Source organism: Streptomyces sp. NPDC001549 (assembly GCF_042894025.1).
In the GTDB taxonomy this organism is placed as follows: Bacteria; Actinomycetota; Actinomycetes; order Streptomycetales; family Streptomycetaceae; genus Streptomyces; species Streptomyces kutzneri.
Genome location: NZ_JBIAVJ010000021.1, coordinates 74,666 through 86,109, shown reverse-complemented (window position 1 = coordinate 86,109; position 11,444 = coordinate 74,666). Strand labels below are relative to the sequence as shown.

8 protein-coding genes are annotated in these 11,444 nt (G+C 72.8%); 7 read left to right on the top strand and 1 reads right to left on the bottom strand.

Annotated elements, in window-relative coordinates; all coding sequences use genetic code 11:
* Nucleotides 1-106 precede the first annotated feature (106 nt).
* From ACFY04_RS29415 to ACFY04_RS29400, 4 genes are read left to right on the top strand one after another with little or no spacing between them, the layout of a single operon-like run.
* Nucleotides 107-976, top strand: a complete 870-nt coding sequence (locus ACFY04_RS29415; RefSeq protein ID WP_389121247.1) for a M24 family metallopeptidase — start codon at nucleotides 107-109, stop codon at nucleotides 974-976.
* Between the two features lie 5 nt (nucleotides 977-981).
* Entirely contained in the window at nucleotides 982-2,763 is a 1,782-nt protein-coding gene (locus ACFY04_RS29410) for an SDR family oxidoreductase (RefSeq protein ID WP_389121443.1), read from the top strand.
* A complete protein-coding gene (locus ACFY04_RS29405) occupies nucleotides 2,760-3,680 on the top strand; it encodes a metal-dependent hydrolase (RefSeq protein WP_389121244.1) in 921 nt (306 codons plus the stop codon). The genes ACFY04_RS29410 and ACFY04_RS29405 overlap by 4 nt, the downstream gene beginning before the upstream one ends.
* Nucleotides 3,681-3,690: 10 nt before the next feature.
* On the top strand, nucleotides 3,691-4,605 hold the full coding sequence (locus tag ACFY04_RS29400) for a MerR family transcriptional regulator (RefSeq protein WP_389121242.1): 915 nt from the start codon (nucleotides 3,691-3,693) through the stop codon (nucleotides 4,603-4,605).
* Between the two features lie 152 nt (nucleotides 4,606-4,757).
* On the opposite strand, the gene ACFY04_RS29395 is transcribed toward ACFY04_RS29400, so the two are convergent.
* Nucleotides 4,758-5,549 carry an aquaporin gene (locus ACFY04_RS29395; RefSeq protein ID WP_389121239.1) on the bottom strand — a complete coding sequence of 264 codons (792 nt, stop codon included), beginning with the start codon at nucleotides 5,547-5,549 and terminating at the stop codon, nucleotides 4,758-4,760.
* Nucleotides 5,550-5,692: 143 nt separating this feature from the next.
* Between ACFY04_RS29395 and ACFY04_RS29390 the strand changes: the two genes are divergently transcribed.
* The 3 genes from ACFY04_RS29390 (at nucleotide 5,693) to ACFY04_RS29380 (ending at nucleotide 11,300) form a co-directional block, all read left to right on the top strand.
* Nucleotides 5,693-6,232 carry an RNA 2'-phosphotransferase gene (locus ACFY04_RS29390; RefSeq protein ID WP_389121237.1) on the top strand — a complete coding sequence of 180 codons (540 nt, stop codon included), beginning with the start codon at nucleotides 5,693-5,695 and terminating at the stop codon, nucleotides 6,230-6,232.
* A 155-nt stretch (nucleotides 6,233-6,387) separates the two neighbouring features.
* Nucleotides 6,388-8,277 (top strand): HSP90 family protein, encoded by a 1,890-nt coding sequence (locus tag ACFY04_RS29385; protein ID WP_389121234.1) that lies wholly within the window; start codon nucleotides 6,388-6,390, stop codon nucleotides 8,275-8,277.
* Entirely contained in the window at nucleotides 8,274-11,300 is a 3,027-nt protein-coding gene (locus ACFY04_RS29380) for a tetratricopeptide repeat protein (RefSeq protein WP_389121233.1), read from the top strand. Before ACFY04_RS29385 ends, ACFY04_RS29380 begins: the two co-directional genes overlap by 4 nt.
* Nucleotides 11,301-11,444: the final 144 nt, after the last annotated feature.

The window sequence follows — 11,444 nt, the reverse complement described above, 5'->3', positions numbered from 1 at the left end:
TTTGTCCACAGGTCCGTGCACGACCCTTGACGTGATCTCCGGTCATTGTCACATTCATCAGTGTCAACTTACGGGCGCGTACGGCTACACGGATGGACGGGCTGACATGGCTGGGGACACCAAGCAACGCACCGCGCGACTCTCCGGACGACGCTCCGCCGACCTGGGCGGCTTCAGAGAGGTGCAGCGCCTCTCGTACGAGTGCGCCGAGGCCGTCGCGGCCCAGCTGCGGCCCGGGGTGACCGAGCGCGAGGCCGCGCGGATGCAGCGCGAGTGGCTGCGGGAGCGCGGCGTACGGGACTGGTTCCACCTGCCCTTCGCCTGGTTCGGGGACCGCACCGCCTTCGCGAACTTCAGGATCCCCCTGCAGTTCTTCCCGACCAACCGGAAGCTGGAGCCGGGGATGCCGTTCATCCTCGACATGGCGCCGGTCTACAAGGGGTACTCGGCGGACATCGGCTACTCGGGCAGCCTCGGGCTCAACCCGGTGCAGGACCGGCTCTTGTCCGATCTCCAGGCGCACCGCGTGCTGATCCTGGAGCAGGTGCGCGAGGGCCGCTCCCTGCGCGAGATCTACGAGAACGTCGAACGGCTGATGACCCGGCAGGGGTACGCCAACCGGCACCGGGCCTATCCCTTCGGCGTGATCGCGCACAAGATCGACCGGGTCAAGGAGCGGCGCTGGTCGCCGACCGCCTTCGGCTTCGGCACCCAGTCCCTCAAGGGGCTGGCGAGTGATGCCCTGCACGGCCACCGTGAGGGCTGGTCCCCGCTGTGGAGCCCGTACCACTTCTCCGACCATCCGCCGCAGCCCGGCCTGTGGGCGGTGGAACCACACCTCGGATTCCGGGGTACCGGCGCGAAGTTCGAGGAGATCCTGGTCGTCACCGACTCCCGGGACCCCGAGGAGAGCGCGTTCTGGCTGGACGACGATCTGCCGCACGTGCGGCGCTGGGCCGAGGAGAAGGCAGCATGAGCGACATGGGTGGAGCGGGAGCGGTGGGTCTGGCGGGTGCGCGCGAGCGCCGGGTGAGCACCGGTGGGATCGAGCTGTGCGTCGTCGAGCTCGGTGAGACAGGCCGGCCGACGGTGGTGCTGGTGCACGGCTACCCGGACAGCAAGGAGGTCTGGTCGGAGGTCGCCGAGCGGCTCGCGGCGCGCTTCCACGTGGTGCTCTACGACGTGCGCGGCCACGGGCGCTCCACCGCGCCGCAGCCGCTGCGCGGCGGCTTCACGCTGGAAAAGCTGACCGACGACTTCCTGGCGGTGGCGGACGCGGTCAGCCCGGACCGGCCCGTGCACCTGGTCGGACACGACTGGGGCTCCGTACAGGGCTGGGAGTTCGCCACGGTCGCCCGCACCGAGGGCAGGATCGCCTCCTTCACCTCGATGTCGGGGCCCTCCCTCGACCACTTCGGGCACTGGATCAAGAAGCGGATGACGCGGCCCACCCCGCGGGCGGCGGCGCAGCTCCTCGGACAGGGCGCCAAGTCCTGGTACGTCTACATGCTGCACACCCCCGTGCTGCCGGAGCTCGCCTGGCGCGGGCCGCTCGGCAAGCGGTGGCCCGCGATGCTCCAGCGCATCGAGAAGGTGCCGGCCGGCTCCTATCCGACGGCCTCACTGCCTTCGGACGCGGCACACGGGGCCTGGCTCTACCGCGACAACGTGCGGCCGCGGCTGCGCCGGCCGCGCCCCGATGCGTACGCCCACACACCGGTGCAGCTGATCACCCCGACCGGGGACGCCTTCCTGTCCGAGCGGCTCTACGACGGTCTGGAGCGGTGGGCCCCGGATCTGCTGCGGCGGACCCTGCCCGCCAAGCACTGGGTGCCCCGGACCCGGCCCGACCAGCTGGCCGCCTGGATCACCGAGTTCGTCACCGACCGGGAAGAGCCCGCGACGCGGGCACCGGAGCAGAAGGCCCCGGGCAGGTACGCCGACCGCTTCGCGGGCCAGCTGGTCCTGGTGACCGGCGCGGCCAGCGGCATCGGCCGGGCGACCGCCTTCGCCTTCGCCGAGGCCGGGGCCCGGGTGGTCGCCGTCGACCGCGACGCGGAAGGCGCGGCGCGCACGGCCGACATGGCACGGCTCGTCGGCGCCGCCCAGGCCTGGGCCGAGTGCGTGGACGTCAGCGACGAGCAGGCGATGGAGAAGCTCGCGGCGAAGGTCGCCGCCGAGTACGGAATCGTCGACGTCCTGGTCAACAACGCCGGGATCGGCCTGTCCGGCGCCTTCCTCGACACCACCGCCGAGGACTGGAAGAAGGTCCTGGACGTCAATCTGTGGGGCGTCATACACGGCTGCCGGATCTTCGGGAAGCAGATGGCCGAGCGCGGCCAGGGCGGGCACATCGTCAACACCGCCTCCGCCGCCGCCTACCTGCCGTCCAGGACCCTGCCCGCCTACAGCACCTCGAAGGCCGCGGTGCTGATGCTGTCGGAGTGCCTGCGCGCAGAACTGGCCTCCAAGTCGATCGGCGTCTCCGCGATCTGCCCGGGCATCGTCAACACCAACATCACCGCCACCTCGCGCTTCGCCGGGGTGGACGAAGCAGAGGAGAAGCGCCGCCAGGAGCGCTCCTCGCGGCTGTACGGTCTGCGCAACTTCCCGCCGGAGAAGGTCGCCGACGCGATCCTGCGGGCGGTGGTGCGCAACGAGGCCGTCGTGCCCGTGACTCCGGAGTCCAAGGGCGCCCTGTGGATGTCCCGCTTCGCCCCGCGCGCCCTGCGCCGCATCGCGAGGCTGGAGCCAAAGCTGTGAGCGGGTCCGCGGACCCGATCGGCCGGCACCCGATCGGTCCGCGCCGGGTGGCCTTCGAATGGAAGACCACCCCCCTGCACTGGATACCGGACGAGCCCACCGCCACCCACGTCATCAACGTGCTGCACCTGCTGCTGCCCGCCGGGGAGCGGTGGTTCGTCAGGGTCCTCAAGGAGGGCCTGCCCCTAGTCACCGACCCCGAGCTGCGCAGTGACGTCAAGGGCTTCATGGGCCAGGAGGCCACGCACAGCGTGCAGCACTCCTACGCCCTGGACCACCTCGCCGAGCAGCGGCTGCCGACGGAGGCGTACACGCGGCACGTGGACTTCCTCTTCGAGAAACTGCTCGGAGAGGCCCCGCCGTTCGGGGTGCCGGTCACGGCGCGGGAGTGGCTGCGCTTCCGGCTGGCCGTGGTCGCCGCGATCGAGCAGTTCACGGCCGTCCTCGGGGACTGGGTGCTGCGGGCCGACGGGCTCGACCGGGCCGGGGCGGACGAGATCATGCTGGACCTGCTGCGCTGGCACGGGGCGGAGGAGGTGGAGCACCGCTCCGTCGCCTTCGACATGTACCAGCACTGCGGGGGAGCCGGTCTGCCCCGCTACGCGCGCCGCGTCGAGGGGATGGTCGTGGTCGCGCCCGTGCTGGCGTGGCTGTGGGTGTGGGGAGCCTCGTACCTCATACGCAACGACCCGGAGCTGGGCGGCCGGCTGCGCTACTCGCTCGGCGCGCACAACCGCGCGGTGGCCAAGGGCCTGCTGCCTCCGTGGAGAGAGCTCGGCATGGCCATACCCCGCTACTTCCGGCGGTCGTACCATCCCTCGCAGGAGGGCTCGCTGCGCAGGGCGGTCGAGTACCTTGCGGCTTCACCTGCCGCCCGGGCCGCGGCGGGCGCGGTCGGCCGAGCCGCGATGTCGTAGGGAGCCGGGATTGTCCGATCAGGCAGTAGCCGAGTACCGGATCGAGGATCTGGCACACCACAGCGGGGCGACGGTGCGCACGATCCGGGCGTACCAGGACCGTGGCCTGCTGCCGAAACCGGAGCGGCGGGGCCGTTCCAACGTCTACCGGGACACGCATCTGGCGCGGCTGCGCCAGATCGCGGATCTGCTGGACCGCGGCTACACCCTGGCCTCCATCAAGGAACTGCTGGAGGCCTGGGACGCGGGGCGTGGTCTGGGCGGCGTACTCGGGCTGGTCGCCGAGGTACACGGGCCGTGGACCGACGAGGAGGCGGCCCGGATCAGCCGGGAGGAGCTGAACGAGCGGTTCGGCGGCCGCCCGGACGACGACGCCGTGGACGAGGCGTGCGAGCTCGGGGTGCTGGAGCGGATCCCGGGGCGCCCGGACCAGTTCCTCGTGCCCTCCCCGCAGGAGCTGGCGGTGGCCGCCGAGCTGTACGCGGCCGGGGTGCCGCTGCCGGCGATCACCGGGCACCTGCGGGAACTGCGGGGACAGGTGGAGCACATCGCCTCGCGGTTCCTGGAGTTCACCACCGAGCACGTCTTCGCGCGCTACCTCGGGCAGGTGCCGCCCACGGACGCGGATGCGGCGGAGGCGGCGACGATGGTGCGGCGGCTGCGGCCGCTGGCCCAGCAGACCGTGGACGCGGAGCTGGCGCGGGCGATGCGGCTCTTCGCGACCCGGCACCTTCAGCGGCACCTGGGGTCGGCCGGCGCACCGGGGCCGACGGGGCCCTCGCCGGTGGCGCTGCCGACCGGAACGGTACGGGCGGTGCAGGATCTGGTGGGTGCCGACCATGTGGCGGAGTTCGTCCGGGCCGCGACGGAGCGGGAGCTCCAGGCCCGGACGATGAACGATCTGGCGCGCCGCGGCGAGCGGTGACGCCCGGGCGGCTGGTCGCGTCGGAGGGCCCGGTCACTTCCGGTCGGATCCGGTCCACAGGTTCCACAGGGCGGATCACGCGTTTGCCGCCAAAACCCGCCCAAACGGCTGTGGACAAGTCCCCTTTCCCTGTGGGCAACTGAGCCGCCGTCTCACCCGACGGTCTCGTACGCCGCCTTGGCGGGGCTCGCTCCGTCCACCGGCGCCGGCTTCGCGCTCCGGCCGAACCGGGACCTGGACCTGGACCTGTACCTGGTCCCGGTCCCGGTCCCGTACAGGAGGACGGACAGGGCCAGGCCGAGGATCCCGCCGACCAGCTGGGCGCCGACGAACCCGGGCAGCGACTGGGGGGCTATGCCGGTGAAGGAGTCACTGAAGCTGCGCCCGATGGTGCCCGCCGGATTGGCGAAGGAACCGGAGGAGGTGAACCAGATCGCGGCGGCGATGTACGCGGCGACCGCCGCCGGGACGAGCCCGGAGCGCCCGATCCGGCCGAGGCCCTGGATCAGGAGGACGAGACCGGCGGTGGCGACCACCTCGCCGATGAGCAGGTGACCGCCGTCGCGCACCTGGGTGGCGAAGGTGCCCGGGGTCCGGCCGAACATGACTTCCGCGATGAGAGCGCCGCCGATGGCTCCGGCGCTCTGGGCCACGGTGTAGACGAGCGCCTCGCGGCCGCCCAGGCCCTCGCCGCCGGTCCGCCGGGACCACCAGGAGGTGAGGGTGACCACCGGGTTGAGGTGGGCGCCGGACAGCGGCCCGAAGATCGTGATGATCAGCCCGAGGCCGATGGCCGAGGCGAACGAATTGGCGATGAGGGCGACGCCGGTGTCGCGGCTGAGCTCGGCGGCCTTGAGCCCGGAGCCGATCACGACCACGAGCAGGCCGGCGGTACCGACCAGCTCAGCAGCGGCGCGGCGTGACAGTGAGGGTTGGGCTGTCATGGTTTCTCCCTCTGAACAGAAGTGGCAATGGAAAATATATTCCGCATCTTGGAAGAGCGATAGGGGGCGTCCACCACCTGTCACCACCGGCCGCCCCCGGAAAATCCGTGCCGCGAGGCCGCCCGACCGGGCACGCTGGATCCATGGATGAAAGACGCACCGTGAAGGTGTCGAAGTACGTCTCGAAACACCTGCGACACGAGCCGGAACGGATCGGACTGGTGCTCGATCCCCACGGCTGGGTGGAGATCGACGACCTGCTGCGCGCGGCCGCCGCGCACGGCTTCCACTTCAGCCGGGCCGAGCTCGACCACGTCGTCGCCGCCAACGACAAGCAGCGGTTCGCCGTCGACGGCACCCGGATCCGGGCCAGCCAGGGACACACCGTCGCCGTGGACCTGGACCTGCCGGAGGCCGAACCGCCCGCGTACCTCTACCACGGCACCGTCGCCGCCGCCTTGGAGCCGATCCGCGCCGAGGGCCTGCGCCCGATGGCCCGCCACCATGTGCACCTGTCCCCCGACCGGGAGACCGCCACCCGGGTCGGCGCGCGCCGCGGCCGGCCCGTCGTGCTCAGCGTGGACGCCGGGGCGATGCGAGCGGCCGGGCACGTCTTCCGGATCAGCGCCAACGGGGTGTGGCTGGTGGACGCCGTACCGCCGCAGTTCCTGCGCTTCCAGTAGTTCCGGGCCGGGCGTCCGAGCCCGGCATTCAGGACACCGGAATTCACGCAGAGATTGTCCGACCATCCCCCTAATGTGTGAACCACTCCGGGATCTGTGAGGGGGGGACCTCGCGATCACCGAACCATCCCCGTATGCACGCGAGGTGACGCCCTATGACGTCCACGTCCACATCCCCGTCCACGCCCCCGTCGACGCCCCACAGCTTCCAGGTCGATCTGCGCGGCCTGGTGGACCTCCTCTCCCACCACCTCTACTCCAGCCCGCGCGTCTACGTCCGCGAGCTCCTGCAGAACGCGGTGGACGCGATCACCGCGCGCCACGCCCTCGACCCGGCGGCGGAGGTCCGCATCCGGCTCTCGGCGTCCGGCGGCCGTGTGACCATCGAGGACAGCGGCATCGGCCTGACCGCCGCCGAGGCCCACTCCCTGCTCGCCACCATCGGCCGTAGCTCCAAACGCGGTGGCGAAGGCGCCGATCTCAACGAGCAGGGCCTGGAGGCGACCCGCCAGGAGTTCCTCGGCCAGTTCGGCATCGGCCTGCTCGCGTGCTTCGTCGTGGCCCGTCAGATCCGGGTCGTCACCCGCTCCGCCCGCGACCCCCAGGCCGCACCCGTCGAATGGCTGGCCACGGACGACGGTTCGTACACCGTCCGCGAACTGCCCCACGAGGCACGGCCGGAGCCCGGCACCACCGTCGTACTGGAAGCCCGCCCGGGCGCCACGGAATGGGCCGTCCCGGCCAAGGTCGAGGAACTGGCCCGCGACTACGGCTCCCTGCTGCCGTACGACATCACCTTCGACGACGGCGAGGGCGGCGAGCCGCGCCCCGTCACCGACCGGCCCGCCGTGTGGGACCGCCCCTTCCCCACCCCGGCCGCCCGTCGCGTCGCGCTCGCCGGGCACTGCGCACAGCTCTTCGGGTTCACCCCGCTCGACAGCATCGACCTCGACCTGCCGGTCGCCGGCGTACGCGGAGTGGCGTACATCCTTCCCGAACCGACCAGCCCCGCCCACCGGGCCGGACACCGTGTCCACCTCAAAGGCATGCTGCTGACCGACCGGGCCGACAACCTGCTGCCCGACTGGGCGTTCTTCGTCCGCGCCGTCCTCGACACGGACACCCTGCGCCCCACCGCCTCCCGCGAGAACCTGTACGACGACGAGACCCTCGCCGCCGTACGGGACGCCCTCGGCGCCCGTGTCCGCGGCTGGCTCGCCGAGCTCGCGGCGAGCGATCCGGACCGCCTGGCCGCCTTCCTGCAGGTCCACCACCTCGGCGTGAAGTCCATGGCTCGGCACGACTCCGAGCTGCTCGGGCTGATGCTGCCGTGGCTGCCGTTCGAGACCAGCGACGGCTCGATGAGCCTCCAGGAGTTCGCGGCCGCCCACACGGACATCCACTTCACCCGCACCGTCGAGGAGTTCCGGCAGATCGCACCGATCGCCGCGGCCCACGGGCTCGGCGTCATCAACGCCGGCTACACCTACGACGCGGACCTGCTGGCCCTGCTGCCCGCCGTACGGCCGGAGCTCAAGGTCACCGAACTCGACGCCGGGGCCGTCACCGAGCGGCTGGACCCGGTGCCGACCGCCGCCGAACTGGCGCTCGCCCCCTTCCTGGCCACCGCGCGCACCCGGCTGGAAGCCCAGGGCTGCGACGTGGTGCTGCGCGCCTTCCAGCCCGTCGCCGTGCCCGCGCTGTACCTCGACGACCGGCAGGCCCGCCAGGAGCGCGACCGCACCGCCGCGCTGGAGAGCGCCGACTCCCTGTGGAGCGGCATCCTCGGCGCGCTGCGCGGCTCCGCACCGCGCGCCCGGCTGGTCCTCAACCACAACAACCCGCTCGTCCGCCGGATCGCCACGCTTCCCGACGAGGCACTGACCGGTACCGCCGTCGAATCGCTCTACGGACAGGCCCTGCTGATGTCCCAGCGGCCGCTGCGCCCCGCCGACTCCACCCTGCTCAACCGGGCCTTCCTCGGACTCCTGGAATGGGCGACCCACTCCACCGATTCCCGCGACGCCCAGGAGGACCGGAAGTGACGACGCTGACGCGCGAGGAGATCGTGCGGGGTCTGGCGGAGAACCGCGAATCGCCGAACGGCGCCGTGCGCAACGCGCACGCCGAGGCCCTGGCCGGCGCGGCGGAGACGAGCGGTGACCGGGCCCTGTTCCGCGAAGCCCTGGACAACCTGATCAACGCCTACCTCTACAGCTCCGAGTCGTCCAGGATGCTGGTCCCCTTCGCCCGGCTGCTCCAGGAGTACGACAAGGACCCGGGCGCCTTCTCCCACTGGGACGCGCATTCGCTGTTCTGGCAGTTCAAGTGGGTGGCTACGGCCATCTCCGACTCTCCCGGGATTCCGCTGGAGTCGGCCACCGGCTGGCTGGACGAGATGGAACGCCGCTACCGGATCGCCGGCTACAGCGAGCGGCCCGTTCGTGAGGCCGAGCTGTGGCTCGCCGACGCGATCGGCGAGGACGAGCGCGCCGAGCGGGCCTTCCGGCGCTGGCTGGCCGCCGAGCGCGACGACATGAGCGACTGCCGGGCCTGCGAACTCAACGGGCAGGGTCAGTACGCGGTCCTGCACGGCGACGACACCGAGGCCCTAGAGCTGTGGAAGCCGGTCCTCGACGGTGATCTGACCTGCGCCGAGGAGCCCCACCGGCTTCTCGCCACCTCGCTGCTGCCGCTGCTGCGGCTCGGCCGGGCCGACGAGGCGCGCTCCCACCACCTGCGCGGCTACCGCATGGCCCGCGGCAACGAGAGCCTGCTGCCCTCGGTCGGCAAGCACATCGAGTTCTGCGCGCTCACCGGCAACGAACCGCGCGGCCTGGAGATCCTGGCCGAACACGCCGCCCATGTGGCTCCGCTCGCCAACCTCGACGACCGGCTGGCCTTCCACGGCGCCATCCTCGTGCTGCTGCGCCGCCTGCGGGAGCTGGGGCACGGGCGGACCCCGGCCGTGTCCTACGAAGGAAGGCCTCGGACCGTCGACGAGCTGTACGAGGTGCTGTACGCCGGCTGCCTGGACATCGCGCGGCAGTTCGACGCGCGCAACGGCACGACCCGGTTCTCGGACCGGTTCCTCGCACAGGTGGGCCGGGAGCCGCTGCTGGCCGAGCTGCCGCTGGGGGTGCGCAGCGCGGCGCTGCCGCAGACCGCCTCGGCCCCCCTTCCCGCTTCCCCCGGGCCCGGGCCGGCCCTGACGGCCGCCGCCTTCACCGAGCTGGTGGAGCGGGCCCGCCGTGCCCGGGACCTGGGCCATCCGGGCACGGACGCGCTGTGGGCCGAGGTGGCGGTACGACTGGACGCGCTGCCGGAGGCCGATCCGCTGGTCCGCACCGACCTCGCGGACCAGCAGGCCCTGGCCGCCGGGCGGCGCGGGGCCGAGGAGGCGCCGGAGCTGCTGAGCGCGGTCCGGGACGGCTACCGGGCGCTCGGCGTCGCCGAGCGCGCGGCCCTCGCCGAGCTGCGGCTGGCCGGTGTGGCAGCACAGTCCGGAGCCGCGCCGACGGAGGTCCGGGCACTGCTGCGCGTCGCCCTGCGGTCCGCCGAGGCGCTGGACACCGCCGAACCCCTGCGGGCCCGGCGTATCGCGCTCGTGGAACTGTCGGCGATCCGGATGGAGTCGTACCTGCGCTCGGTGGAGACGCCCGATGCGGGCGACCACCACGATCACCACGGGGAGCTGGCCGCCGCGCTGACCGACTTCGTCGCCGCGCATGAGGGCACCCTGGCGGACCTGGTGGCGGAAGCCGAGGAGATGCTAGGCCGGGTGGCCCTGACGCAGGGCGACCCGGAACGGGCCGTGCCGCTGCTCGCGGCGTCCGGCGCGCGGGCTGCCCTGGCGGGCCGGCCGTGGCAGGCCGTGGACCCGCTGGTGCTGCGGGCCGGGGTGCTGATGACGCTGGAGCGGCCCGAGGAGGCGGAGGCCGCGGCACGCTCCGCGCTGGAGCACGCCGCCGAGGTGACCGATGCCGAGACGCAGGGCGTCGTACGGCTGACCCTCGCGGACATCCTGCTGCAGCGGGGTGACGCGGCCGTGGAGAGCGCGGAGCACGCGCTGGCCGCAGCCCATTGGTTCGACCAGGCCGGGCTCACAGCCGACGGCGGTGCGCATGCCCGGCTGCTGCTGGCCCGGGCCTACGCGGGAGACGGCCGGAGCGCCGAGGCGGCGGAGGTCCTGCAGTCGGCGCTGGCGGACCTGCTGGAGCACGGCGACCAGCAGGCGGTGTCCGTACGGGAGTTCCTGGGCGATCTGCTGCGCCGGCTGAACGAGCCCCGGCCGGCGGCGGAGCAGTACCTGCTGGCGGCGGAGGTCACCAAGGGCTGGGAGGATCCGCGTCCGCAGGCGGGCCTCGCGCATTCGGCCGCGGACACCCTGAGCGACGCGGGACTGGCCGTGGAGGCGGCCGCCGCGTACGAGCGGGCCCTGGAGCTGCACCGGCTGACCGGCGAGGTCCCGGTCGCCGAGGTACGGATCCTGCGCTCCCTGGCCTGGCTGGGGCTGCGTGAGGAGGTCACCGCCACCGCGGTGTCGGCGGCCCGGAAGCGGATGGAGGAGGCCGCCGAGGTGCTGGAAGCGGCCCTGGCGGCAGAGCCCGCAGCCCCTGAGCTGCGGTCCGAACTCGCCCAGACCTGGCACCAGCTGGCGCAGGTGCTCGACCGGCACGTCAACACGAACGAGCAGTCCTACGAGGCCGCCGACGAGGACGAGGAGAACGACAAGGACGACGGGGACCAGGACCTGGCCGATGCCGGGGCGGAGCCGGCGGCCCGGCTGAGCCCCGCGGAGGTCGACGGGCTGCGCCTGGAGGAGATCGAGCTGTGGGACCGGGCCTCCCGGGTCTACGCCGAGCTCGGCCCCGACCATCTGCGGGACCGGTTCCAGTGCCTGAACAACGCGGCCTGGACCGAGCAGGAGCGGGGCGACGCGGACGCGGGTGCCGCGCGCGTCACCGCGCTGATCGACGAGGCCCGGGCGCTGCCCGAGGACGCCGTGCCGGACTGGCTCCTGCCGTCCGCGGAGCGCCTGCTCGCGCAGCTGAACGACAGGGACTAGGTCGAAAGAGATGGCCTAGACGTCGCCGTCCCGGTCGTGGGGGGGGGGGGGGGGGGGGGGGCCCGCGGCCCCGGGGGGGGCGGGGGGGGGGGGGGCGCGGCGCGCCCCGCGCGGCGGGGCGCGGGGGGCGGCGGGGGGGGGGGC

Bases quoted from the DNA above. Each gene is read 5' to 3' on its own strand.
- ACFY04_RS29415 (WP_389121247.1), top strand. From the start codon at position 107: ATGGCTGGGGACACCAAGCAACGCACCGCGCGACTCTCCGGACGACGC.
- ACFY04_RS29410 (WP_389121443.1), top strand. From the start codon at position 982: ATGGGTGGAGCGGGAGCGGTGGGTCTGGCGGGTGCGCGCGAGCGCCGG.
- ACFY04_RS29395 (WP_389121239.1), bottom strand. From the start codon at position 5,549: ATGACAGCCCAACCCTCACTGTCACGCCGCGCCGCTGCTGAGCTGGTC.
- ACFY04_RS29390 (WP_389121237.1), top strand. From the start codon at position 5,693: ATGGATGAAAGACGCACCGTGAAGGTGTCGAAGTACGTCTCGAAACAC.
- ACFY04_RS29385 (WP_389121234.1), top strand. From the start codon at position 6,388: ATGACGTCCACGTCCACATCCCCGTCCACGCCCCCGTCGACGCCCCAC.